We start from the raw sequence: 22,966 nt of genomic DNA, 5'->3' as shown, positions 1-22,966 counted from the left end.
TTCAACTTCACCCAGGGCGCCCACCAGGGCATCCTGGCCTCCCTCGGCCAGATGCTGGGCGGGGTTGGCGGAGGGGAGAGCTTCGCCCAGGCTTGCCCGGGCGGGATGGCGCCCGCCGGGTCGCCGGCGGAACTCGCCGGAAGGTGCCAGACCAGCCTGGTCGAGGCGACCCGGTCCGGCGTGATCGTCTCGCTCTGCTTCTACCTCTGGGCGGCCTTCCACTACTTCCTGGGCTCCATCGGCCTGGTGAAGGCCCTGGCCGAGGCCCGCAGGGTGCGGGGCGAAGACTGATGTTCGAAGGCTTCGCCCGGGTCTGGACCCCCCTCGTCCCCCTCCTCAGCCTTGCGAAGGGGCCGGTGGGCGTCCAGCTTGCCGGGGAGCGCCTGGCGGTCTTCCTGGGGGCCGGCGACGCACCGGGAGTGCTTGTGGACCGGTGCCCGCACAGGGGGGTCCGGCTGTCTCTTGGCCGGGTCACGCCTGAGGGCTGCCTTGAGTGCCCCTTTCACGGCTGGAGCTTTGGAACCGACGGGACCAACCGCCGAGTTCCGCTGAACCCCAAGGCCCGGCTGGACACCCTGGGCGCGACATCCCTGCCGGCCCGGATCATCGGCGACTTCGTCTGGGTCTATACCGACCCGGCGGGAGACCCGCCCGGCGAGCCGATGGTCCCGGAAACCCTGACCGACCCGTCCCTGGCCCGGATCATCGTCGAGCGGACCTGGAACTGCCACTGGACGCGGGCCATGGAGAACATGCTCGACAGTCCGCACCTGCCCTTCGTGCACCGCAAGACGATCGGCAGGTTCGTCAGCCGCTACATGAAGCCCGACTCCGAGATGGTGGTGCTCTCGGAGGACACGCCCTTCGGCGGGACGACGCACGCCCTCATGGACGGCCGCGATGGCGGCGGGCGCCTGGACTTCCACCGCCCCAATGTCATGACGCTGCACATTCCGATCCCGAAGATGCGCCTGAAGATTCACGCCCTGGTCGTGCCGATCGACGCCACGCATACCCGGCTCTTCGTGGTCGGGGCGCGCAGCTTCCTGAAGTGGAAGGGCTTCACCAGTCTTTTCGAGGGCAACGCGGCGAAGATCGCCGACGAGGACCGGGACGTGGTCGAGAGCTCCTGGCCAAAGGAGGTCCCCCACCCTTCAGAGGAGCACTCCGTCGGCTCCGACCGGGCGACGCTGGCCTTCCGCCGGTACTACCTGGAGACCCTCAAGGACTCTTCGGCGGGCTGATCCCGCCGGCGGCTTTGCATCGGCCTTCACTTGGGCCTAGAAGCCAGGGCCATGATCCCTCGCTATACCCGGCCTGAGTTCGCCCGCATCTGGGAGCCCCAGACGCGCTTCACCATCATGTTCGAGATCGAGGCCCATGCCGCCGACAAGATGGCGGAACTCGGCGTCATCCCGAAAGAAGCCGCCCGGACCATCTGGGAGAAGGGCCGGGGCGTGATCTTCAACGTCGACCGGATCGACGAGATCGAGCGCGAGGTGAAGCACGACGTCATCGCCTTCCTGACTCACGTCACCGAGCTCGTGGGGCCGGAAGCCAGGTTCCTGCACCAGGGCATGACGTCCTCCGACGTCAATGACACCGCCCTGGCGGTCCAGCTCGCCCGGGCCACGGACCTGCTGATCGAGGACGTCGACCTGGTGCTGGCGGCCCTGAAGCGCCGGGCCCTCGAACACCGGATGACCCCCTGCGTGGGCCGCAGCCACGGCATCCACGCCGAGCCGACCACCTTCGGCCTGAAGCTGGCCGGCCACTACGCCGAGTTCCAGCGGACGCGTCAGCGCCTCGTCACCGCCCGCGCGGAGATCGCCACCTGCGCCATCTCCGGCGCCGTGGGCACCTTCGCCAATGTCGCCCCCGAGGTAGAGGCCCACGTGGCCGGGAAGATGGGTTTGGCGGTGGAGCCCGTCTCGACCCAGGTCATCCCCCGCGACCGGCACGCCGCCTACTTCGCCGCCCTGGCGGTGGCCGGCAGCGCCATCGAGCGCCTCGCCGTGGAAATCCGGCACCTGCAGCGCACGGAGGTGCTGGAGGCCGAGGAGCCTTTCGATCCCGGCCAGAAGGGGTCCAGCGCCATGCCGCACAAGCGCAACCCCATCCTCACCGAGAACCTCACGGGCCTGGCCCGTCTGATCCGCTCGGCGGTCACCCCCGCCCTGGAGAACGTCGCCCTCTGGCACGAGCGCGACATCAGCCACTCCAGCGTCGAGCGGGCCATCGCCCCCGACACCACCATCCACCTGGACTTCGCCCTGCGCCGGCTGGCCGGCGTGGTCGAGCGCCTTGTGATCTATCCCGAGAACATGATGCGCAATCTCGACCGACTGGGCGGCCTCGTCCACTCCCAGCGCGTCCTTCTGGCCCTGACGCAGAAGGGCATGTCGCGAGAGGCCGCCTATTCGGCGGTCCAGACCAACGCCATGAAGGTCTGGCGGGGTGAAGGCGACTTTCTGGGCTTCCTGAAGGCCGACCCCGCCATCCAGCCGCACCTGAGCGAGGCGGAACTCGCTGAACTGTTCGACCTCGGTTACCACTTCAAGGCCGTGGATACGGTCTTCGCCCGGGTGTTCGGCCGCTAGTCGCGCAACGGGCCGGAAGGGGTCTTCGGAGACGGGGATTGACCCCCTCACCGACCTTCGGTCGGAGCTCCCCCTGGGGGGAGCAATGGCTTCCTAATTCCTCCCCACCAAGGGTTAGGTGGCGCGCGAACGCGCGATAGAGGGGTCTGCGGCGACCGGGATTGGCCCTCGCCGGGCTACGCCCTACTTGCCGTCGCGAATCTGCTGGCGCGCCGAGGCGAGGAACTCGCCCATCTTGTTGCGGACATCGGTTTCCGAAACGGTCACGCCCGCGCCCTTGAGATCCTCGAAGACCTTGCGCAGCACGTCGTCATCACCGGGCAGTTCAAGGTCGGACTTCACCACAGCCTTGGCGTAGTCGGCGACATGATCTCCCTGCAGACCCATCAGGCCTGCCGCCCACTCTCCCAGCATGCGGTTGCGCCGGGCGGTCGCCTTGAATTCCTGTTCCTGGTCGAGGGCGAACTTGCTCTCGAAGCCGCGCTCACGATTTTCGAAGGAGGTCATGGTGTTCCCAAACAGGCTTTACCCGGGCTGTCTATCCCCTGCATCGCCGGTCCGCAATCGAAAGCCGCGCCGTTTGCGAACGCCCCTCGGTTCGGCTAGTTTGCAGGGGCCTCGACGGGACGCGAACGTCGAGTCGTCCGAATAAGCGCGGGCCCTCGCTCCCGCGCCTTTTTGTCTCCGGACGACGCACGCCGACCCTGAGGCCTGGAGAAGGCGCCGATGAGCACTCGCCGCAAGAAGATCTACGAAGGGCACGGCAAGATCCTCTACGAGGGTCCCGAGCCCGGCACGCTGATCCAGTATTTCAAGGACGACGCCAGCGCCTACAACAACGCCAAGCGGGCCGTGCTCGAGGGCAAGGGCGTGCTGAACAACCGGATCAGCGAGTATTTTATGACCCGGCTGAACACGATCGGCGTGCAGAACCACTTCATCCGACGGCTGAATCTGCGAGAGCAGCTGATCCGCGAGCTGGAGATCATTCCCCTGCAGGTGGTGGTGCGAAACGCTGCGGCCGGCTCGCTTTCGCAGCGCTTCGGCCTGCCGGAGGGCCAGGCCCTGCCCCGCTCGATCATCGAGTTCTACCTGAAGGACGAGAAGCTCGGGAACCCGATGGTCACCGAAGAGCACATCACCGCCTTCAACTGGGCCTCGACCCAGGAGATCGACGACATGATGGCCCTCTCGCTCCGGGTGAACGACTTCCTCAACGGGGCCTTCGGCGCCGTGGGCATCTCGCTGATCGACTTTCGCGTGGAGTTCGGGCGGCTCTGGGAGAACGACTTCCCCCGCATTGTGCTGGCCGACGAGATCAGTCCGGACAACTGCAGGCTGTGGGACGCCCAGACCCGCGAAAAGCTGGACCTGGACCGCTTTCGCCGTGACCTTGGCGACGCCATCGAGGGTTATGCCGAGATCGCCCGGCGGCTGGGGATCATGAAGGAAATGCCGACCGTCATCCAGGGAGGGCTGCACTAGTGCGCGCTACAGTACATGTATTCCTGAAGCCGGGCGTCCTCGACGTCCAGGGCAAGGCGGTGGAGAACGCCCTGCACGGACTGGGCTGGAGCGGCGTGTCTGATGTCAGGGTCGGCAAGATCCTCGAGTTCGATCTCGCCGGCGTCGACTCCGGCGCGGCGGAGGCCGAGGTGCGGCGTATGTGCGAGACCCTCCTGGCCAACACCGTGATCGAAGGCTACCGGATCGAGCTGTCCTGACCATGAAGGCCGCCGTCGTCGTCTTCCCGGGATCCAACTGCGACCGCGACTGCAAGGTGGCGGTCGAACGCTCGACCGGCGCTGCGGTCGAAATGGTCTGGCACGCCGAGACCGCCCTGCCCGCCGGCCTGGATCTCATTGTCCTGCCAGGCGGCTTCTCCTACGGCGACTACCTCCGTTGCGGCGCGATGGCGGCCCTGTCGCCGGTCATGGCCGAGGTGCGGAAGGCCGCTGGGCGCGGTGTCGCGGTGGTCGGTATCTGCAACGGCTTCCAGGTTTTGTGCGAGTCCGGCCTCTTGCCGGGCGCCCTCCTCCGCAATTCGGCCCTGAAGTATGTCTGCAAGCCGGTGGAGCTTGAGATCGTGCGGGGAGATACCCGGTTCACCCGGGCGTTCGGGGCGCGTCGCAGCGCCGTCATGACGGTGGGCAACGGCGAGGGCGCCTTCTTTGCCGACGCCGAAACCCTGGCCCGGATCGAGGGCGAGGACCAGGTCCTCTTTCGCTACGCCGATAATCCCAACGGCTCGCTCAACGACATCGCCGGCCTGATCAACGCCGGCGGTAACGTACTCGGCCTGATGCCGCATCCGGACCGCGCCTTCGAAGAAGAGCTGGGATCGGCGGACGGGGCTCTGCTTTTTCAGAGCCTGCTCGAGCCCGCCTGAACCGTCTCAATGAGACCGAGGGGGCCCCGGCGTCCGGCCCCCCCAAGCCTGAACGTCAGTCGTCCTTGTGCGGCAGCTCCATGGGCTGGGCTTCGTGGCCGGTGACCAGGATGCCCTTGCCCAGCTTCGAGCTGCGCATGCTGTAGACGAAATAGACCACCATCCCGATCGCCAGGTAACCCAGGAAGAAGGTCCGGGTATGGTCGCTCCGCGTCAGCAGGGACAGCAGCAGCAGGCCGCACATCAGCACACCGAGGATCGGCACCACCGGGTAGAGCGGAACCCGGAAGGGTCTTCTCAGATCGGGCGAGGTGAATCGAAGGTAGATCACCGTCGCACAGACAACGCCGAACGCGGTGAGCGCGCCGACATTGGAAAGGTCCGCCAGCGCGTCGAGCGACATGAATCCGGCGGCGAAGCAGGCAAGGAGGCCGACCAGAAGGGTGTTCACCCAGGGAGTCTGGAACTTCGGGTGCACCTTCGAGAGGACGCCCGGCAGGAGGCCGTCGCGGCTCATGGTGTAGAAGATCCGGGTCTGGCCATACAGCAGCACCAGCATCACCGAGGACAGGCCCGCCAGCGCCCCGATCTTCACCAGGAGAGCGAACCAGCCGAGCCCGATCTCGTTCACCGCCAGGGCGATGGGCGCAGGATTGTCCAGCGACTGGTAGGGCACGATCCCCACCAGAACCGCAGAGGTCAGGATGTAGAGGATGGTGCAGATGGCGAGGGAGGCCAAAATCCCGATCGGCATATCCCGGGCCGGGTTGCGGCTTTCCGCGCCGGCGGTGGAAACCGCCTCGAAGCCCAGATAGGCGAAGAAGATGACCGCGGCGGCGTGGATGACCCCGCTGACCCCGAAACGCGACTCCTCGCCGGTGACGATCCCGACAAGAGCGCTCCAGATCTGGCTGAAGATGTCCGTGGCGGTCCCCGGGGGCGGGGGCGGATCCTGCGGCGGGATCAGGGGAGTCCAGAGATCCGGGTTCACATAGAAGGCGCCGATCCCGATGAAGGCGACCACGACCCCGACCTTGATGAAGACGATGATATTGTTGACGGTGGTGGACTCGGTCACCCCGCGGACAAGAAGCGCCGTCACCGCCAGCAGGGCCGCCATGGCCGGCAGGTTCATCAGGCCCGTGGCGATGACGTTGCCCGCCGCGTCCTTGACGGCAACGCCGGGCGCCGCCGTCAGTTCCGGGGGAATGATGATGTTGACGTCCTTTAGGAGACTGACGAGGTAGCCGGACCAGCCGACGGCCACCGTGGATCCGGCAAGCCCGTACTCGAGGATGAGCAACAGCCCCATCACCCAGGCGACCACCTCGCCCATCGAGGCGTAGGAATAGGAGTAGGCCGAGCCGGAGACCGGCAGGACAGAGGCCAGCTCGGCGTAGCAAAGGGCGACAAAGGCGCAGAGTGTGCCGGTGATGATGAACGAGATCATGATGCCGGGACCGGCGAAATCCGCCGCGGCGCGTCCGGTAAGGACAAAGATTCCCGTGCCGATGATGCAGCCTATACCCAGGAGGGTGAGATTCAGCGCCCCCAGTGTTCGCTTGAGTTCCCCGTGCTCATGCTCGGACTGAATCTGGGCGACAGACTTACGTCTGAAAATCCCGCCGTTGGCCATCTGCGTCTCCTCGCTCGCCCCCCACATGCGGGACTCGTAGGAAGGACGCTAGCCAGCATTGCAGGTTCGGGCAATGGCGCAGAGAGGTCAGGCGCCCTCCGGGCGCCCCGCCGACACCTGTATGCGCTGACGCGCCTCCTGGCGGGCGCCGGTGGCGTCCCGCAGATCCCCGGCCGCGCCCATGCCGAAGGCCGGCATGTTGTTGTAGACATTCTCGTATCCGCCGCTGCGGATCAGAAAGGTCTCATGCCAGATGCCGACGTCGCCGTTGGACCCCACGGCCTTGTTGAAGGCGTGCCAGGCGGGAAGGTGCTGAAGCTCCCGTGAGCGGGCGTAAGCCTCCAGGTGGTCGAAGCTGCGCCAGTACTGGACCAGGAAGATGTTGGGGAAGCCGAACTGAGTCCGGGTCGAGAGCAAGCCCAGTTCCGGACGTCTCTTGAGCTCGATGAGCATCCTCACCATGGCCAGGAAGGCGGGAACCCATTTCCAGACCTTCCAGGGCCTGTTCAGCCTCATGCCGATCAGGAAGAGGACGAAGTCGCCCTCGATTTCGGCGCAGACGCGCCTGTCAATGATGGCTGACATGGAGACCCTACCCTGCTTTCAGCATCAATTATACATCGTAAATTTGCAAGATCAAGACGACCGTCGTCCGCCTATCGCCCTTGGTCGCGAGTCCGGATAGAAGCGGGCCATGACCTCCGCGACCCAATCCATGGCCCAGACGGCCGCCCAGTTCGGGCTCAAGCCCGACGAGCATGACCTCATCCTGAGACGGCTCGGCCGGGAGCCGAACCTGGTCGAGCTGGGCGTCTTCTCGGTCATGTGGTCGGAGCACTGCTCCTATAAGTCGAGCCGACGGCACCTGTCGAAGTTCCCGACCACCGGGCCCAGGGTTATCTGCGGCCCCGGCGAGAACGCCGGCGTGGTGGACATCGGCGATGGTCAGGCCTGCATCTTCAAGATGGAGAGCCACAACCACCCCTCCTTCATCGAGCCCTACCAGGGCGCGGCGACGGGGGTGGGCGGGATCATGCGGGACGTCTTCACCATGGGCGCCCGGCCCATCGCCCTGCTTAACGCCCTGCGCTTCGGCGATCCGGACCACCCGCGGACACGCCGGCTGGTATCCGGCGTGGTCTCCGGCATCGGCGGCTATGGCAACTGCGTGGGGGTGCCCACCATCGGGGGCGAGACCAACTTCCACCGGGGATACGACGGCAACATCCTGGTCAACGCCATGTGCGTGGGCCTGGCCGACGCCGAAGCCATCTTCTATTCAGCGGCCCCCGCCCCCGGCCTGCCCGTGGTCTATTTCGGTTCGAAGACGGGCCGCGACGGCATCCACGGCGCGACCATGGCTTCGGCCGAATTCGACGACGCCTCCGACGAGAAGCGGCCGACGGTCCAGGTCGGGGATCCCTTCGCCGAGAAGCTGCTGATCGAGGCGACGCTGGAGCTCATGGCCTCCGGCGCCGTCGCCGCCATCCAGGACATGGGCGCCGCGGGCCTGACCTCCTCCTCGGTCGAAATGGCCGGCAAGGGCGGTGTCGGAATCGAACTGGACCTTGACCAGGTTCCCCAGCGCGAAACCGGCATGAGCGCCTATGAGATGATGCTCTCTGAGAGCCAGGAGCGCATGCTGGCCATTCTCAAGCCAGGCCGCGAGGCCGACGGGCGACGCATTTTCGAGAAGTGGGGCCTGGACGCCGCCGTCATCGGCCAGACCACCGACACCGGACGGATCGTGTTGCGCCACCAGGGCGAGGTCGTCTGCGACCTGCCCCTGGGGCCCCTCTCGGACGACGCCCCGCTCTATGACAGGCCCTGGGTCCAGCCCGCCCTGCAGCCCAGGGTCGAACCCGCCAGCGTCCCGGCGCCGCCGGACTTCACCGAGGCGGTCCTGCGGCTGATGGCCTCGCCGGACATGGCCTCCAAGCGCTGGCTGTGGGAGCAGTACGACCGTCACGTCATGGCCGACACCCTGGAGGACAGCGCCACCGGCGCCGACGCCGGGATCGTGCGGGTGCACGGGACCCGCAAGGCCATCGCCGCCACGTCAGACTGCACCCCCCGCTACGTTCAGGCCGACCCGTATGAGGGCGGCAAGCAGGCTGTGGCCGAGGCCTGGCGGAATCTAACGGCCGTCGGGGCGGACCCCATCGCCATCACGGACAACCTCAACTTCGGCAATCCGGAACGGCCGGAGATCATGGGCCAGATCGTCCGGGCCATCGACGGCATGGCCGAAGCCTGCCGAATCCTCGACTTCCCGGTCGTGAGCGGCAATGTGAGCCTCTACAATGAGACGAGCGGTGCGGCGATCCCGCCGACCCCCACCGTGGGCGGCGTCGGCCTGATCCCGGACTATGGGCGGCGGGCGGATTTTGCAGGGCTCAGGGACGGCATGTCCCTCGTCCTGGTGGGCGAAACTCGCGGGGAGCTGGGCGCTTCCATGTACCTGCGCGAGATCCTCGGTCGGGAGGACGGCGCGCCCCCGCCCGTGGACCTGGCCGCCGAGCGCCGGAATGGCGACTTCGTGCGGAGGCTGATCCGCGACGGTGTTGTCGGCGTGGTCCACGACCTCGCCGACGGCGGCCTTGTCGCCGCCGCCGCCGAGATGGCGATGGCCTCAGGGACGGGGATCACCCTGAAGATGGACGGCGCCCTGCCCGTTCAGGCCTGGTTGTTTGGGGAGGACCAGGGTCGCTACCTCATCGGCTGCCTGGACCCCGCCGCAGTGCGCGCCGCCGCCGCCGCCGCCGGAGCACCGGCCGTGGTCGTCGGCTCGGCGGGGGGACGCGCCCTGGCCTGCGAAGGCGTCTTCAGCCTGTCCCTTGACGACCTGCGCCGCCGTCACGAGGGCTGGATGCCGGCCTACATGGGGTAGGGCTCAGCCCGCCGCCGCAAGGCCCCGGTCCAGGAGGTCGAGCGCCGCCGCGGCGAAGGCTTCCATGTTGGCCCGGCGATCGGGGCTGCCGGTCTCCAGAGTGACCACGGTTTCGATAGGCCCCGAGATGGCCACGCAGGTGTGCCCGGCCGCATCTCCGTAGCCGTTTCCTGTCGGCCCTGCCGCTCCGGTCTCTGAAACCCCCCAGGTGGCGCCGAACTGCTCGCGGATCGAGCGGGCCAGCAGCAGAGCGTAGGGCTCGCTGGACGAGCGCATGCCGGCGGTCGCCTCCCGCGGGATATCCAGCAGAGCAAAGCGGGCCTTGGCGGTGTAGATCACCCCGCCGCCGAGATAGTAGGCCGAGGCGCCGGCCACTCCGAGCAGCGCCGCCGAAACGAGGCCCCCGGAAGAGCTTTCGGCGACGGCCACCGTCTCGCCCCGGGCGCGAAGCCGCTCGGCGATGGACTCCGCAACAGAGTCGAGGATGACGGACATGGGTCGCTTCCTTCAGTATCACGGGGCTGGCCACGCCCGGCTTGCGAAGGGCATGATGCCCCGGAAAGCCTGACAGAGAAACCAGGGGGAGAGCCACAGCCATGACGGCCAAGAACGCAACCGGATTTGACCTTTCGCGCCTGGAGCGCATCGGCGAGCACCTGGAGCGCAACTACGTCGGACCCAGGAAGATCGCCGGTTGCCAGATCGCCGTCGCCCGCCGGGGCGCGCCGGCCTATTCCCGGTCCTTCGGCAGCATGGACCTTGAGCGCGACAAGCCCATGCGCGACGACGCCATCTTCCGCATCTATTCCATGACCAAGCCCATCACCTCGGTAGCCCTGATGATGCTCTACGAGCGGGGCTACTTCCAGCTGAACGACCCGGTCCACCGGTATGTCCCGTCCTGGAGGAACCACCGGGTCTGGGTGTCCGGTGAGGGCGAGGACCTGGTCACCGAGCGGCCCCGCCGGCCGGTTTCCTTCCGGGACGTCCTGTCCCACACGGCGGGCCTGACCTACGGCGGCGGGCTTCCGGGCGTGGGTATCCAGCACCCCCTCGACAAGGCCTACAGGGCGCTCAGGATCCGCTCCTCCGACACCACCGACACCATGACGGAGTTCATGGACAAGCTGGCCCAGGTGCCCCTGCGCTACCACCCCGGCGAGCGCTGGATGTATTCCCTGGCCACCGACGTCTGCGGCGCCCTGGTCGAGATCATCTCCGGCCGGCCCTTCGCCGACTTCCTGCGCGAAGAGATCTTCGAGCCGCTCGGCATGGTCGACACCGCCTTCCACGTCGCCCCCGGCAAGGTCGACCGCTTCTGCGCCAACTACCAGCGGGGGCCGGACAAGGCGCTGAAACTGATCGACGATCCGGCGACCAGCAACTTCACTCGCGATCCCGCCTTCAAGTCGGGCGGCGGGGGTCTGACCGGCACGACGGCCGACTACATGCGATTCTGCGAGATGTTGCGCCGGGGCGGCGAGCTGGACGGCGTGCGCATCCTCGGGCCCCGGACCCTGGAGATGATGCATATGAACCACCTGCCGGGCGGCAAGGACCTGACCCAGCTGGCGATCGGAACCTTCTCAGAGACGGCGAACGAGGGCGTGGGCTTCGGCCTGGGCTTCGCCTCCACGCAAGGCGTGGTCGAGACCGGGGCGCTCGGCGTCGGCGACTACTACTGGGGCGGCGCAGCCTCCACCATCTTCTGGGTCGACCCCAAGGAGGACATGACCATGGTCTTCATGACCCAGCTCATGCCCTCGGGAACCTTCAACTTCAGGGGTCAGCTGAAGAACCTGATCTATTCGGCCATCGTCGAGTGAGGCGCCCTATCAGGCCGGGCGTGAGTCTGCCCAACAGCTCATCGATTGTACGCCTGCCCTGCCGCCCAGAGCACGCAGTCCAAGAGAACATTTGCTCCAGCCTCAACGTGCTCAAAGCGCGCGTACTCCGACTCGTTGTGGCTGATCCCATCCTTGCATGGGATGAACACCATCGCCGTGGGACAAACCCTCGCCAGATAGACCGCGTCGTGACCGGCGCCACTCACGACATCCATCCATGGATAACCACGGTTCATTGCTGAATTACGCACATGATCGACCAGCTGAGTATCAAACTCCATAGGAGCCCAGTCGTTGGTCTTTTTCAGAGAGGCATCAACGCCTCGTCGGCTCGAAACCTCTTCAACGAGCGCCAGGAACCGTCCAGACATATCGTTACAACCTGATTGGTCGGGGTGCCGAAGATCAACCGAGAACTTCGCTTGGCCGGGAATGACGTTGCGAGAGTTGGGCCAGACCGAAATCATCCCGACTGTGGCGCGCGCTTCAGGGTGTATTCGTCCGATCGCTTCTATCCCGGAGATGATCTCCGCAGCGGCCTGAAGCGCATCCTTGCGTCGGTCCATTGGCGTTGGGCCTGCGTGGGCTTCATACCCGATGATTTCTACCTCAAACCAGACTTGCCCGAGGGCCCCGCGAACCGCGCCGATGGCTCGATCTTGCGCCTCCAGGATCGGCCCCTGTTCTATATGGGCCTCAAGGTATGCGGCGGCAGGTCGCGAAACCAGACCTGCTGTTCCTGTATACCCAATGCGCGCAAGCTCATCGCCGAAGCGAGCCCCGTCACTTGCCCGAGCATCCAAAACGGTATCGGCGTCATAGACTCCCGCATACACGCCCGAGCCCGCCATGACGGGAAGAAATCGAGAGCCCTCCTCATTCGTCCATGCGACAACCTCGATCGGCAGCTCGGTCAGGATGTGCTGTTCGGCAAGAACACGGCACACTTCTAGCCCGGCGAGTACACCGAACGCGCCATCGAACTTACCACCGCTCGGCTGAGTATCTATGTGACTGCCAATCAAGACCGGGGGCATATCGACTTTGCCAGCCCGTCGGAGATACATGTTCCCGACCACATCAATCGACACCGCTAGGCCGGCCGCCTGCGCCTGGCGCTTCAACCAGTCACGGCCCAGTCGGTCCTCGTCAGTCAGCGCCAAACGACGAACTCCACCCGCCGGGGTGGCTCCAATTTGCGCCAACTCCATCAGGCTTCCCCACAAGCGTTGGCCGTTCACGGAAGTCAGCGAAGACGCTCCCACGTTCGCAAGTAGTGCCTAGCGATCTCCAGTAGTCGCGATCGTCCGAAGGCAGGACCATGGCCAGGGAACACCGACCGAACCGGCAGGCTCAGGAGGCGCTCCATGGTGCGGCAATAGGCTCCACGATCTGCACCCTCGATATCGTCCAGCAACGGCCCGTCATAAATCACATCACCGGAAAAGAAGGCGCCAGTCGACCGCTGAAACAGCCCAATTGAACCTGGCGAATGCCCGGGAAGGTGAAGAACCTCAAAGCACTGATCCCCGAGATCAATGATATCGCCTTCATCTACAAGTTGTGAAACCCGGGCCGGTTTGAGGTGCTCGTCGACGGCCGAGAAACCCGAAAATGGCAACGCGCTCAAGGTTCCACAGCGACATTGATACCCTTTTCGCTCAAAACCCGCCAAGAGCTCATCTGGCCACATGGAAACATCCAAAGGGATGTCATCGGTAGCTTCTTCAATCGCTTGCGCCTCAAGACGATGCGCACATAAGTCCAAGAACTCATGCGCGGCGCCCACATGGTCACGATGGGCATGAGTGGCGACAAGCGTAACTGGGCGATCCGCATCAGTAGGGAGATACGGCCTCAGGGGCACTAGCCCCAAGCCTGCATCAATGACGAGATCCCGATCTCGCCCGGACACCATCCAGATATTGCTCCGAAGCAGCGGAACGACATGCGGTTCCGTGATCAAAACAAACCCACCGATGTTCCTACGCCGGCGCCAATGCCTTGCAACCTCCATCGGAGAACTTTGAGCGACGGTGGTCAACTGCCCACCGCCCCTTCCAGGCGGCGTCCCTGCGAGATATCGTTCGGAATCCCCCAGCGTGCCAATACTGTATCCTTGAGACGCTCCTTCAGAAAAACAGCCTGATCACCCAATGTGATGGCGGCGACGACCAGACCATCCGCCAGAGTGATCAGGAGCCCGGCTTCATTATCGAGATCGAGCTCATCACTGAGGCGGCCCGCCCGCCTCGCCATATCCAAGGCATCTCGAACGATGCGCGTTGTCTCCAAGTATGTCTCCAAATCCACCCGCTTCATCGAAGACTCCGCGCGCGTTCCCATCACAAACGCGATAATCGATCGGGCGAAAAAGATATCGGCTGCAGACCGTTCAAGCAGGCACTCGACCAAACTAACCAGACGACCCAGCTCATCGCGCTGATTCTCGGCCACACGCCGTAGCTCTCCAATGGACTTCTCAGAAAAATACTGGAAGGCAAACTCGAACAAATCGTCCCGAGACTGAAAATAGTGCAACGGTGCAGCGGGACTCCGCCCGCACTCGGTTGCAATCATTCGAATCGAAGCGCGGTCGATACCCACGCGCGCGATAACCCGCGCGGCGGCCTCCACAAGCTCAATCCGAACCTGTGCGTGGTCCACGACCTTCGGCATCACTCTACCACTCGATCTATTGCGAAAAACGGTACCAGCGAACGCGCCAACAAATTCCCCAATTCCTCCGAGAGATTGTGCCCCGCCCCGTTCACGATCTTAAGCTCGCACCCGAGGCGCCGGGCCAGGTCATCACCGTGATCCTCACCAAAGAAACAGTCATGACTCGCCTGAATGACAAGACACGAACATGAGATCCGGCTGAGCTCATCGTAAACCGATCTGGATTGAGTCATTGCTTCCAAGTGTCTCGCCACACCTTCGGGGCGATATGCGCGATCAAAATCTGCATTAGCAATCGCAGAAGCGACCCTTTCGTCCGCCTGAAACCCTGGACCACTCGCAACCCGCATGAGCTCGATACGCCTATTAATCGCTTCCGGTCTCGAGACACGCTCAGAAATCGAGATACTGCCGGAAATAGCGGCCCAACTGGGTTTCGACAAATCAGGCGCTCCCGACGTTGAGAACAATAAAGCAAGCGATCGCACCCGTTCAGGATACCGCAACGCCGCGCGCATAGCAATCTGGCCCCCCATCGAATAACCTAAGATGTTTATACTTTGCGCATTGGGTACAACAGCAGCTGCTATCGATATGAGGTCATCGGCAAGATCATCAAGCCTATACCCATGCGATTCAGACGAAAGACCGGCATCCCTCGTATCAAATGACAGAACTTGGAAGCCGCTGTCCGCTAATGCGCTCTGCAACGAGATCGGCCAGACGGTGAGTTGGTCACCGAACCCGGTCGATAGGACCACCACATCCCCGTTGGGAGGCCCAATGAGGCAGTATTCGAACTCAAGGTCACCCGCCGGAATACTTGGCATCAGCGCTCATCGCTCCGCTTAAGGCCCAGGTCAAGAACAACCTGCTGCGTGAAGCTGTAGTGAGGTCGATCCCAGAACGGAGCGTAATAACCTGGTGCTGAGACAGGCGATGAACGTGCGGCATGGATTGCCGCTATAATTTCTGCATCCTCCTCACCAGCAGATGCCCAACCCGCTTCAACTAAAGAGCGAAGCTCATTGTATTCAGGCGAAGTCGCAATTTCCCTATCGAAGTAGGATGCCGACTCGGCTGAAACGCCATCCTTATCAACTGGATTCACAATAGTGAGATGTAAATGCTCCTCAATGAGCGATACATACAAATTCGGGTAAAGAGATACGATGATGTTACAATCGAATGGCTGCCCATCTCTTGTCTTCAGGTCAGGAACGCCCAAACTGCCGTAAGTCGTTCCTACGGCGTTTCGTCTAAAGGCGAGGCCACGCAGACCCTTATCGACGATTTCCTCGTAGCGTTTGACGCCACCCTTTGTGACTCTCGGTACCTCGTCTGATACACGATACCTATAGTGTACCGTACTCTCGTGATAGATATTGATACAGGCATTCTCATGATGCGTCTTCCAGTTACCATTCCAGGTCAGCTTTGAGATCGCCCTGGAGCCTCTGGAATCTCTCCCCACCTCGAGCGCAGCAAAATCGAGGTTCTCGAACCGCTCTCTGAGCGGCGCAACATACTCGTCGAAATCCACAGTAGAGCGACCCGACACATTAACAAATACGACTTTACCAAAAACATTGCTAGATACTTCCGACAGGTTCCGTTCGGAACGACTGATCGAGTCAGCCGAATCAGACGCGCCTCCGTTCCAGAATGGCGCAGAAACCAAGATTCCATTCAGATCGTACTTCAGGCCGTGATAGGCTCCTGAGAGTGTTTCGGCTCCCCTCACAGGTCCAAGAAGAACCGGACACTGATCATATGGACACAGGTTGTGGAAGACGCGGACCGCTGTTTCGCTGACACGCACCAGGAGTAAAGGTGCACCAATAAAAGAGAGCGGCACCGCATCCCCAATCTCTGGAACAGCGTCGACTAGGCATAATGCAGCCCAACCACCATAGAAAATCGCCTCTCGCTCAGCCTCGAAGAATGCACGATCCGTAAATGCGCGGGGAGGCAAGGTCGACGCACTCTCTATGGGAGCAAACACAGCGTCGATCTCGGCATCGAGCAAGAGGGAGTTGTTTGAAGGAACTAGTGTCAACGTCTTAACCCCATCACACACAGCGCCGAGTCGGCGGCGCTCTTTCCGCTCTGAATAGCGCCCTCGATCTGGCCGGGCATAGAAAGAGCCGTTTCGCTACCCGCCCAAATGATCCGCCCAACCGGTTCGCGCAGGGCGGAACCAAAGTTGGTCCATACGCCTGGCCCCGGCGCGGCTACACAGCCATGGCTAAATGGCTCGTCCAGCCAAAACCTGTCCTCATAGTGCATCGCTGATTTAGCCCTCGCACCAAAAATGGCCTCAAGCCGATCAATCGCCAAGCGAGCCCGATCGCGCTTGGGCCACCGCCAGATATCGAGCGCTTCACGGGCGCCGAAAAACCCGACGATCACCCCGTTGTCGTCGCTCGCAGTACCGTCAAATGTCGAGAAGTTCGGTCCTGAAACATTGCCGGAGAAACCTGCATCTCTCCAGAATGGCGTCTGATACACCACGTGGAACTTGAGGCGACTGAACGGTATGTATCTCCTCTGGACGCACAGTCGCCTCGGCGGAAGCTCAGGTTCGAAGACGATGCCTGCCGCCACCGCAGGCGGCAGGGCCACAATGACCGATTGAGCCCTGAAGGTCGCGCCCGAAGAAGTCCTCGCTGATACCTCATTCTCGCTGACCACAATGCGCTCTACCGGGTCCCCAAGCCGCACGGCGGATCTCAAGTCAAATGCAACTTGCTCGGCGAGAGTTCCGAGACCCTGTGGCAGGACCTCGCTATCGTGGCGGACCCCACCCAGGCCGAGAAGCGACGCAAATCCCCCATTCGCACGCGCATAGAAGAGAGCATGCAGAAAAGAGACTTGCTCTGGCAGACCGAGAAAACCTTCGCAGATCTGGTCAACCACGGCAGTTGCGCCGGAAGAGAGCTCCCTAGCGCACCATGCCGCCACCGTTTCTTTGTCGAACGCTTTAGACCGCTCATCATTAGCGGGTAACTCTATGTCAATAGTACTCGCAATACTATCCAAACGACGGATAACAATCTCAGTCTCTGCCGGATCGAGATCGGAAAGCTTGAGTACATCCCCAGGGAGGCCATCGGCAGCAGAGCGACCGTAGATCCAATCAACTCCACCTATTGGGCGCGGGCGAATCTCAAACCCGAACTCAGACGCCAGGTTACGGATTTCGGGTTGACCAGGCCCAATCCACTGGGCGCCCATCTCAAGACGGGCGCCCGCCACCTCGGTGGTCTGCGCACGTCCCCCAGCGCGTCCGCGCCCCTCTAGGACGATCGGTCGCGCGCCCATTGCGCGCAATGCTCTGGCGGCGGATAGCCCGGCAAAGCCACCCCCGACTATGATTACGTCAGTTTGTTGTTGGATCATGGCGACGCGCCCTAGAAATCTGCCTGGACGCGGATGCCCCAAGTCCGGGGCTTACCCCACGCGCCTGCTGCATTGTCAGCGAAGACATTCGAATTGAAAGAGAGGTATATTTCATCTAGTACATTATCAATGAACCCTTCAATAACGTAATGGCCATTCGGATCCTTCCACTTTAGACTCGCATTCAAGAGACCGTATCCATCAGAACGCTCGTTTGCTTCATCGGCGCCCGTTGCAGAGAAGCTAAACTGGCTCCGCCAATCGCCGTCAACCTGAAAGATCAAGTCGCCACCTCCGCCAAGCCCGAGATTATACTCTGCAAGCCAATTCAAGGAGATCTCAGGAGCCATTGGCAATGGATTCCCATTGACCGAAACAAATCCCGGTGGAAATGGAGTCGACTGAACATTTGTTGAACTTATTTCTGTTTTCAAGACTCCAATACCAACCATTAATCTAATTTCCTCTATAGGCCTCAGACTAATATCTCCGTCTAACCCAATTATAGATGCATCCCCAAGAGACACTAATTTAGTGATATTTATATTCGAATTTGTATCTAGCGCAATCGATTGAACATTCTTGTATTCATAGGCGAATGCGGCTCCGTTCAATAAAACACGTCCTCCATAGTATCCAGACTTAACTCCTACCTCAAATGAGCTGATTGTCTCTGGCGCAACAGGACCTATCGAGTCTGGATCAAAGACAAACGTCGCATTGAAACCACCCGCCTTATATCCAGTCGAGAAGCTAGAATATAAAAGTGTTTTTTCATTCGTCCTCCAGCTAACTCCTACAGTTCCAGTGATGCTGTCTTTGCGAATCGAACGACTTTCTTTGGACATAAAGCCTGGTGATACTACATCAATTGATTTACTGTCATATGTATAACGTGCGCCAGCTGTCGCAGTGATATCTTCCGACAATGGGTAATCGGCTCTTGAAAATACAGCCCAAGATTTTGATTTTTGGTCAGCGAAAGTGGCGAAGTTTGGTGGTGATTCAACTGAAGAAGAGCGATTCTCGCTGAAATAATAGACACCCACGATCCACTTCAAGCTATCGTCTTCCCCTCCATTCAAACGCAATTCTTGGGTAAACTGGTGAGCATCAAGTGCATATGATGTAAATCCCCGGTCTAGCGCAGCTGCATCGGCATCTTCTTCAAATATTTTGTCCACGCTCTGAAATGCTGTGATTGAAGTAAGAGATGCGCCACCGAAGTCGTGGGTGTACGTGGCCGATCCCAGACGGAATTCGAACTCATTCCGCAAATGTGGAATGTTCGAAAGTCCTACGCGGGGATCTCGAACACCGCGCTCTCCGGCGCTGTTGAAGCACAAGTTGGCCGCAGCTTCATTCTGCGTGCAATACGTCACGAGATCAGCCTTCAGCAATCCGGTGAGCGGATAGAGAACGGATGTCCCATCACTCCGGGCGTAGTCTGTGCGCAGCAACAGGGTGGATTGTTCAGAAACGTCTACCTCGAGTTGTGCGCGACCTGAGGCTACATCAGCCTGCCCGAAGCCACCCTGATTGGTCGTGAGGCTACGCTGCCAACCGTCATCTCGGTTTGACCGAAAAGAGACGCGACCTCGCGCCGAGGCCGCGAGCGGTCCCGAAGCCGACGCCTCATAAATCTGTTGTCCGAAACTGCCGAACTGCACGCCGAAACGACCCTCGAAATCCGATGTCGGACGCGCAGAGATCACATTAATGACCCCACCCGTTGCATTGCGGCCGTACAAAGTTCCCTGAGGACCTTTCAGGACTTCAACTCGCGCAACGTCGAAGATTGGTGCTGCCTGTGCGGCCTGTGTACCGAGGTAGACATCGTCAAGGTTGAGCGCGACAGGAGTCTCGGTGACATCCCCAAAGTCAAGCAGGCCGACGCCGCGCATGAAAAATGTTGGATTCGTTCCTTCTCCAAAGACTGTAGAAACCTTGAATCCGGGCGTCTGAGCAGCCAGCTTTGCTGGTGTATCTATGCCGAGGTCTAACAGCGCCTCTCCGCTCAGCACGGTCACCGTCAGCGGAACGTTCTGAAGTGGCTCCCCCCGTCGCTGTGCGGTCACGATCACCTCTTCCGTCGCCCATTCCTGCGCAATCGCCTCAGAGCCGGCGGGGGCGCAGACCAAGCCGGCCAACCCCAGAGCCGACAGCACTGTTTTTCGTGACATTCTCGGTTCCCTTTTGTTATAATTGTGTTTAATAAAAACGTTATGTGTGCTTGTCAATCGGGATGGCGCTCTGCACGCGCTGATCAGGAGGCGCACACTGCGCCTCATGGTTTGGCTTTGGTCATCGAACAGGGAGCGGAAGGAGAGGTGATGGCCATGCGCAAGCGCCCATCTTTATCCAACCACAGTCTCTCTCCACGTCAGGATTGGCGCGGGCAACTTGGAAGCCACGGACACCCATGATGTCGACGATTATCGGCTCGCTCGGCGTTGGCCTGATACTCTTGGCTTTCGCCGCACTGCACCTACGGCGCGCCGCACCCACAGGTCGCATATATCTCACGGCAAATGCGATCGGCGCAGGTCTAGCGTGCTTGTCCTCCGTGATGATTGAGTTTCTGCCCTTCGTCATTCTGGAGGGCGTCTGGTGCGCGATTGCAGTGGGCGGCCTTGTTCGCAGCTTCCTCGGCGATCGCCCTATGCACTTTGGCCGAAAAGACGATAGCCGACCCACCTGAACTCTCGATCGAGTAGATCGCTCATGTCGCCAAGCCAAGCTTGACCCACCTGGCTATCAGAGTCGCCACAGATGGGCGATTTGGGTTAGCGGTCGGAGACGCAGATGCACCGGATCATGGTCCAGTCAGAGTTTTCCCGGCTCGTAGGCGCTAGAGTATCGTGCGTTTAACCGGAGGCATACCCGGCGTCCTTAAGGGAGTTCCAGTACTCGTCGAGCTCGTAGGGGTTGCAGATTTAGCCGACAGCGCGCCACAGGTCCTCAGAGGTTCGGGCGAAGATGGCGCGCAGGTGGGCCTTGAGCTTTGAGAAGGCCATCTCGTTTCGGATGTCCGGCGGGAAGGCGAACAGCGGGATCACGTGTTCCCAAGCCCGGCGCCAGCCCTGGCCGACGGCAGGATAGCGGGCGCCCCAGCGATCCTCGAAGTCGGCCAGTCGACCCCAAGGAGGACATGACCATGGTCTTCATGACCCAGCTCATGCCCTCGGGAACCTTCAACTTCCGCGGTCAGCTGAAGAACCTGATCTATTCGGCCATCGTCGAGTGAGGCGGTCCCGCGCGGATCACTGTGACCTCCGCGCCCAGACGGCCGTGCGCCCGACGTCCGCCTCGCCGCCCTCAAAGGCGGCGGCCTCAGCCCGACGGACGGCGACCAGGACCTCCTCGGCGGTCCTGACGCGGCATCCTGAGCGCGGACAGGCGGCCGGCCAGATCCGGGCCCGGATCACCCAGCCCTCGTCGTCCACCGCCAGGGGCCGGAAACCGTAATAGCTCCAGGCCTCGGGGCCGCCCCTGCCCGTTTCCACCTGCAGAACTCCCGGGTCCCCCGGCCAATAGCGGAAGCGGCGGGCCGCGCCGGCCTTGTCCGGGGATGGGCGGGACAGGGCGGTCTCGCCAAACTGAAGGGGGTCTGCGCAGTCCGGCCATTGGGGAAGGGCTGCGCGAAGGTTGAAGCGGCAGTCCTCACGGGCCAGGGTCCAGAGGCCCGGCTTCGGAGGCGGGCCGGAGACCTTTGAAGCGCCGAGGAGGGGCGCCGGCGAAACCGCCTGTCCTCCCGTGGCGGTGAACAGGGCCGCCGCAGCCGCCATCGTCGCAATGATCATCAGGCCCCCTCGTCTCTCCGGAATCACCTGAACCAGCCAACTATGCCATGATGCGGGCCTGACTCGCGCCCCGGAGGTTGCCTATGCCGATGACCCAGACCGCCCTCGAGACAGAGCTTCGCGAAGCCTTTCCAGACGCCGACATCCGCATTGAGGACCTGGCCGGAGACGGCGACCACTACCGCGCCCGGATCGTGAGCAGCGCCTTCAACGGCCTGCCCCGGGTGCGGCGCCACCAGCTCGTCTACGCTGCGCTCAAGGGAAAAGTCGGAGGCGAGCTCCATGCCCTCGCCCTGGAAACCCTGACGCCGGAACAGGCGGGCTGAACCTGCGCCTTGACCCAGGGCCGGCAGGCGCCTAGCTGAAAGGCAGCCTTCGGGAGATCCCCACATGTCCACTGACAATCCCGCCCACGACTTCATCGGCCAGACCATCGCCGCCAATCCGGTGGTGCTGTTCATGAAGGGTGTGCCCGACCAGCCCCGGTGCGGCTTCTCCGCCCTGGTGGTTCAGGTGCTCGACCACATGGGCGTTGACTATGTCGGGGTTGACGTCCTGCAGGACCAGGAGCTGCGCGAGGGGATCAAGTCCTTCTCAGACTGGCCGACCATTCCCCAGCTCTACGTGAAGGGTGAGTTCATCGGCGGGGCGGACATCGTCAAAGAGATGTTCCAGTCTGGCGAGCTCAAGACCCATATGGCCGAGCAGGGCCTGATCGCCTGACCGGCGCGCCGTGAGCCGCCTGTTCGAGCCGCCCGAGGGCCAGCAGGTCTTCATCCGGGACTTTGCGCCCGGGCCCGCCGACATCGACGCCAACGGCCACGTCAACAACGTCGTCTACCTGTCCTGGGCGCAGGACCTGGCCATCGCCCACTGGGAGGCCCGCCAGACGGCGGAGGACCAGGCCCGCTGGGCCTGGATCTGCCTCCGGCACGAGGTCGACTACCGTCGCGCCCTCATGCCGGGCGAGACGGCGACGGGCCGGACCTGGGTGGCCCGCCAGGCCGAGGGGCCGCGATTTGACCGCTATGTGAGGATTGACGGCCCCGATGGCGCCATGTGCGCCCAGGTCCGCACCACCTGGTGCCTGATCGAGCGCGAGGGGGGCCGCCCCCGGCGCGTCCCGGCCGAAGTGGTCGCCCGCTTTACCGATCCGGTCCCGCCGACAGCGGATTGAGGACAAAGACCGGCTCGTTCGCAGACAGGCCCAGTTCCACACGGCTGAATATCACTTCCACCCATCCCGGGGGCTGGCCGCGGCAGGTCTGCAGCCGACGTCGGGCGAAGGCGACCGTCGCGACCCCTGCGCGGCGCTCGACGTGGAAGACGATGTCCGGCCGGCCCTCGCAGCCCCGGCTGGCGATCTCGATCACCAGGCCCTCCGGCCCGACCTGGACCAGACGCACCGGCTCCAACTCTGGGAAGGGACCTGCCGCCGGGTAGGGTTCAGGGCGCGACAGGCTCGCGCAGCCCGCGAGGGCCAGGGTTCCGGCGAGGAGGAAGCGGCGGGACAGCACGGCTCCATTCGGCGGCAAAGCGGCGCCGACCGCAAGCACCGGCCGACGAAAAAGGGCCCCGGATCGCTCCGGGGCCCCTGTTCGACTCAGGTCGGTGTCCGGATCAGGACGCGTAGAATTCGACCACGAGGTTGGGCTCCATCTTCACCGGATAGGGCACCTCGGAAAGCTCCGGGGTCCGGATGAAACGGGCCGACATG

Annotated in this window: 24 protein-coding genes and 3 pseudogenes; 12 read left to right on the top strand and 15 right to left on the bottom strand. The window is 62.7% G+C overall.

All coding sequences use genetic code 11. The annotated features are described in order from the left end of the window. The 3 genes and pseudogenes from IM632_RS04095 to purB all read left to right on the top strand — a co-directional run. A pseudogene (locus IM632_RS04095) lies at positions 1-291 on the top strand (MFS transporter); the annotation flags it as partial. Next, complete coding sequence (locus tag IM632_RS04090) at positions 291-1,244, top strand: aromatic ring-hydroxylating dioxygenase subunit alpha (protein ID WP_296482067.1); 954 nt, start codon at positions 291-293, stop codon at positions 1,242-1,244. The pseudogene IM632_RS04095 and the gene IM632_RS04090, both read left to right, overlap by 1 nt. 51 nt (positions 1,245-1,295) lie before the next feature. Beyond that, entirely contained in the window at positions 1,296-2,600 is a 1,305-nt protein-coding gene (gene purB / locus IM632_RS04085) for an adenylosuccinate lyase (protein ID WP_296534434.1), read from the top strand. Between the two features lie 183 nt (positions 2,601-2,783). On the opposite strand, the gene IM632_RS04080 is transcribed toward purB, so the two are convergent. Then, the gene (locus IM632_RS04080) at positions 2,784-3,107 is read right to left on the bottom strand and encodes a DUF1476 domain-containing protein (RefSeq protein ID WP_293523616.1); all 324 of its coding nucleotides are present in this window, start codon (positions 3,105-3,107) and stop codon (positions 2,784-2,786) included. 219 nt (positions 3,108-3,326) lie between these two features. Between IM632_RS04080 and IM632_RS04075 the strand changes: the two genes are divergently transcribed. From IM632_RS04075 to purQ, 3 genes are read left to right on the top strand one after another with little or no spacing between them, the layout of a single operon-like run. After that, complete coding sequence (locus IM632_RS04075; protein ID WP_293514419.1) at positions 3,327-4,085, top strand: phosphoribosylaminoimidazolesuccinocarboxamide synthase; 759 nt, start codon at positions 3,327-3,329, stop codon at positions 4,083-4,085. Beyond that, positions 4,085-4,324: a phosphoribosylformylglycinamidine synthase subunit PurS gene (gene purS / locus IM632_RS04070; RefSeq protein WP_296482361.1), complete on the top strand. Its 240-nt coding sequence runs from the start codon at positions 4,085-4,087 to the stop codon at positions 4,322-4,324. Before IM632_RS04075 ends, purS begins: the two co-directional genes overlap by 1 nt. A 2-nt stretch (positions 4,325-4,326) precedes the next feature. After that, on the top strand, positions 4,327-4,989 hold the full coding sequence (gene purQ, locus IM632_RS04065; RefSeq protein WP_296482356.1) for a phosphoribosylformylglycinamidine synthase subunit PurQ: 663 nt from the start codon (positions 4,327-4,329) through the stop codon (positions 4,987-4,989). A gap of 55 nt (positions 4,990-5,044) precedes the next feature. On the opposite strand, the gene IM632_RS04060 is transcribed toward purQ, so the two are convergent. Then, on the bottom strand, positions 5,045-6,625 hold the full coding sequence (locus IM632_RS04060; RefSeq protein ID WP_296521182.1) for an amino acid permease: 1,581 nt from the start codon (positions 6,623-6,625) through the stop codon (positions 5,045-5,047). A gap of 87 nt (positions 6,626-6,712) precedes the next feature. Then, positions 6,713-7,210 (bottom strand): DUF4188 domain-containing protein, encoded by a 498-nt coding sequence (locus tag IM632_RS04055; protein WP_296482351.1) that lies wholly within the window; start codon positions 7,208-7,210, stop codon positions 6,713-6,715. A 109-nt stretch (positions 7,211-7,319) separates the two neighbouring features. Here IM632_RS04055 and purL point away from each other — a divergent pair, with 109 nt between their 5' ends. Then, positions 7,320-9,515, top strand: coding sequence for a phosphoribosylformylglycinamidine synthase subunit PurL (gene purL, locus IM632_RS04050; protein ID WP_296498375.1), 2,196 nt, complete (start codon positions 7,320-7,322; stop codon positions 9,513-9,515). 3 nt (positions 9,516-9,518) lie between these two features. Here purL and IM632_RS04045 read toward each other — a convergent pair whose 3' ends face one another. Continuing rightward, on the bottom strand, positions 9,519-10,010 hold the full coding sequence (locus IM632_RS04045; RefSeq protein WP_296498372.1) for a CinA family protein: 492 nt from the start codon (positions 10,008-10,010) through the stop codon (positions 9,519-9,521). 101 nt (positions 10,011-10,111) lie between these two features. Here IM632_RS04045 and IM632_RS04040 point away from each other — a divergent pair, with 101 nt between their 5' ends. Then, positions 10,112-11,341: a serine hydrolase domain-containing protein gene (locus IM632_RS04040; RefSeq protein WP_296498369.1), complete on the top strand. Its 1,230-nt coding sequence runs from the start codon at positions 10,112-10,114 to the stop codon at positions 11,339-11,341. Positions 11,342-11,379: 38 nt separating this feature from the next. On the opposite strand, the gene IM632_RS04035 is transcribed toward IM632_RS04040, so the two are convergent. Genes IM632_RS04035 through IM632_RS04005 form a run of 7 tightly spaced genes read right to left on the bottom strand, consistent with a single transcriptional unit; the run spans position 11,380 to position 19,629 of the window. Continuing rightward, positions 11,380-12,603, bottom strand: coding sequence for a Zn-dependent hydrolase (locus tag IM632_RS04035; protein WP_296498367.1), 1,224 nt, complete (start codon positions 12,601-12,603; stop codon positions 11,380-11,382). Between the two features lie 5 nt (positions 12,604-12,608). After that, positions 12,609-13,406 (bottom strand): MBL fold metallo-hydrolase, encoded by a 798-nt coding sequence (locus tag IM632_RS04030; protein WP_296498364.1) that lies wholly within the window; start codon positions 13,404-13,406, stop codon positions 12,609-12,611. Further along, the gene (locus tag IM632_RS04025) at positions 13,403-14,041 is read right to left on the bottom strand and encodes a TetR/AcrR family transcriptional regulator (protein ID WP_296498362.1); all 639 of its coding nucleotides are present in this window, start codon (positions 14,039-14,041) and stop codon (positions 13,403-13,405) included. Before IM632_RS04025 ends, IM632_RS04030 begins: the two co-directional genes overlap by 4 nt. Continuing rightward, positions 14,041-14,874, bottom strand: coding sequence for an alpha/beta hydrolase (locus tag IM632_RS04020; protein WP_296552034.1), 834 nt, complete (start codon positions 14,872-14,874; stop codon positions 14,041-14,043). The genes IM632_RS04025 and IM632_RS04020 overlap by 1 nt, the downstream gene beginning before the upstream one ends. Beyond that, a complete protein-coding gene (locus IM632_RS04015) occupies positions 14,874-16,073 on the bottom strand; it encodes an SRPBCC family protein (protein WP_296498359.1) in 1,200 nt (399 codons plus the stop codon). The genes IM632_RS04020 and IM632_RS04015 overlap by 1 nt, the downstream gene beginning before the upstream one ends. A 26-nt stretch (positions 16,074-16,099) precedes the next feature. Then, a complete protein-coding gene (locus IM632_RS04010; protein WP_296552033.1) occupies positions 16,100-17,446 on the bottom strand; it encodes an FAD-dependent oxidoreductase in 1,347 nt (448 codons plus the stop codon). Positions 17,447-17,457: 11 nt separating this feature from the next. Then, a complete protein-coding gene (locus IM632_RS04005) occupies positions 17,458-19,629 on the bottom strand; it encodes a TonB-dependent receptor (RefSeq protein ID WP_296498355.1) in 2,172 nt (723 codons plus the stop codon). 239 nt (positions 19,630-19,868) lie between these two features. Between IM632_RS04005 and IM632_RS04000 the strand changes: the two genes are divergently transcribed. Beyond that, on the top strand, positions 19,869-20,147 hold the full coding sequence (locus IM632_RS04000) for a hypothetical protein (protein WP_296521187.1): 279 nt from the start codon (positions 19,869-19,871) through the stop codon (positions 20,145-20,147). Positions 20,148-20,469: 322 nt separating this feature from the next. Here IM632_RS04000 and IM632_RS03995 read toward each other — a convergent pair. Together IM632_RS03995 and IM632_RS03990 are read right to left on the bottom strand one after the other, a co-directional pair. Beyond that, positions 20,470-20,571 (bottom strand): annotated as a pseudogene (locus tag IM632_RS03995) (transposase); the annotation flags it as partial. 138 nt (positions 20,572-20,709) lie between these two features. After that, the gene (locus IM632_RS03990) at positions 20,710-21,249 is read right to left on the bottom strand and encodes a hypothetical protein (RefSeq protein ID WP_296498353.1); all 540 of its coding nucleotides are present in this window, start codon (positions 21,247-21,249) and stop codon (positions 20,710-20,712) included. Positions 21,250-21,332: 83 nt separating this feature from the next. Between IM632_RS03990 and IM632_RS03985 the strand changes: the two genes are divergently transcribed. The 3 genes from IM632_RS03985 to IM632_RS03975 all read left to right on the top strand — a co-directional run bounded on the left by IM632_RS03985 (position 21,333) and on the right by IM632_RS03975 (position 22,426). Beyond that, positions 21,333-21,575 (top strand): BolA family protein, encoded by a 243-nt coding sequence (locus IM632_RS03985; RefSeq protein ID WP_296525388.1) that lies wholly within the window; start codon positions 21,333-21,335, stop codon positions 21,573-21,575. Between the two features lie 64 nt (positions 21,576-21,639). Further along, positions 21,640-21,972 (top strand): Grx4 family monothiol glutaredoxin, encoded by a 333-nt coding sequence (gene grxD / locus IM632_RS03980; protein WP_293514401.1) that lies wholly within the window; start codon positions 21,640-21,642, stop codon positions 21,970-21,972. Between the two features lie 10 nt (positions 21,973-21,982). Beyond that, positions 21,983-22,426, top strand: coding sequence for a thioesterase family protein (locus IM632_RS03975; RefSeq protein WP_296498349.1), 444 nt, complete (start codon positions 21,983-21,985; stop codon positions 22,424-22,426). On the opposite strand, the gene IM632_RS03970 is transcribed toward IM632_RS03975, so the two are convergent. Then, positions 22,395-22,766, bottom strand: a complete 372-nt coding sequence (locus tag IM632_RS03970) for a hypothetical protein (RefSeq protein ID WP_296518709.1) — start codon at positions 22,764-22,766, stop codon at positions 22,395-22,397. The genes IM632_RS03975 and IM632_RS03970 overlap by 32 nt on opposite strands. A 103-nt stretch (positions 22,767-22,869) precedes the next feature. Then, positions 22,870-22,966 (bottom strand): annotated as a pseudogene (locus IM632_RS03965) (30S ribosomal protein S4); the annotation flags it as partial.

This window comes from Phenylobacterium sp. (assembly GCF_020402505.1).
In the GTDB taxonomy this organism is placed as follows: domain Bacteria; phylum Pseudomonadota; class Alphaproteobacteria; order Caulobacterales; family Caulobacteraceae; genus Phenylobacterium.
The sequence above is the reverse complement of the archived record's forward strand: the minus strand, read 5'-3'. Positions and strand labels throughout refer to the sequence as shown.

Excerpts from the sequence above, each read along its gene's own strand:
- purB (WP_296534434.1), top strand. The coding sequence starts at position 1,296 with ATGATCCCTCGCTATACCCGGCCTGAGTTCGCCCGCATCTGGGAGCCC.
- IM632_RS04010 (WP_296552033.1), bottom strand. The coding sequence starts at position 17,446 with ATGATCCAACAACAAACTGACGTAATCATAGTCGGGGGTGGCTTTGCC.
- IM632_RS04020 (WP_296552034.1), bottom strand. The coding sequence starts at position 14,874 with ATGCCAAGTATTCCGGCGGGTGACCTTGAGTTCGAATACTGCCTCATT.
- grxD (WP_293514401.1), top strand. The coding sequence starts at position 21,640 with ATGTCCACTGACAATCCCGCCCACGACTTCATCGGCCAGACCATCGCC.
- IM632_RS04000 (WP_296521187.1), top strand. The coding sequence starts at position 19,869 with ATGATGTCGACGATTATCGGCTCGCTCGGCGTTGGCCTGATACTCTTG.
- purQ (WP_296482356.1), top strand. The coding sequence starts at position 4,327 with ATGAAGGCCGCCGTCGTCGTCTTCCCGGGATCCAACTGCGACCGCGAC.
- IM632_RS04080 (WP_293523616.1), bottom strand. The coding sequence starts at position 3,107 with ATGACCTCCTTCGAAAATCGTGAGCGCGGCTTCGAGAGCAAGTTCGCC.
- IM632_RS04075 (WP_293514419.1), top strand. The coding sequence starts at position 3,327 with ATGAGCACTCGCCGCAAGAAGATCTACGAAGGGCACGGCAAGATCCTC.
- IM632_RS04055 (WP_296482351.1), bottom strand. The coding sequence starts at position 7,210 with ATGTCAGCCATCATTGACAGGCGCGTCTGCGCCGAAATCGAGGGCGAC.
- IM632_RS04045 (WP_296498372.1), bottom strand. The coding sequence starts at position 10,010 with ATGTCCGTCATCCTCGACTCTGTTGCGGAGTCCATCGCCGAGCGGCTT.
- IM632_RS04005 (WP_296498355.1), bottom strand. The coding sequence starts at position 19,629 with ATGTCACGAAAAACAGTGCTGTCGGCTCTGGGGTTGGCCGGCTTGGTC.
- IM632_RS03990 (WP_296498353.1), bottom strand. The coding sequence starts at position 21,249 with ATGATCATTGCGACGATGGCGGCTGCGGCGGCCCTGTTCACCGCCACG.
- purL (WP_296498375.1), top strand. The coding sequence starts at position 7,320 with ATGACCTCCGCGACCCAATCCATGGCCCAGACGGCCGCCCAGTTCGGG.
- IM632_RS04040 (WP_296498369.1), top strand. The coding sequence starts at position 10,112 with ATGACGGCCAAGAACGCAACCGGATTTGACCTTTCGCGCCTGGAGCGC.
- IM632_RS04060 (WP_296521182.1), bottom strand. The coding sequence starts at position 6,625 with ATGGCCAACGGCGGGATTTTCAGACGTAAGTCTGTCGCCCAGATTCAG.
- IM632_RS04090 (WP_296482067.1), top strand. The coding sequence starts at position 291 with ATGTTCGAAGGCTTCGCCCGGGTCTGGACCCCCCTCGTCCCCCTCCTC.
- IM632_RS04025 (WP_296498362.1), bottom strand. The coding sequence starts at position 14,041 with ATGCCGAAGGTCGTGGACCACGCACAGGTTCGGATTGAGCTTGTGGAG.
- IM632_RS03985 (WP_296525388.1), top strand. The coding sequence starts at position 21,333 with ATGCCGATGACCCAGACCGCCCTCGAGACAGAGCTTCGCGAAGCCTTT.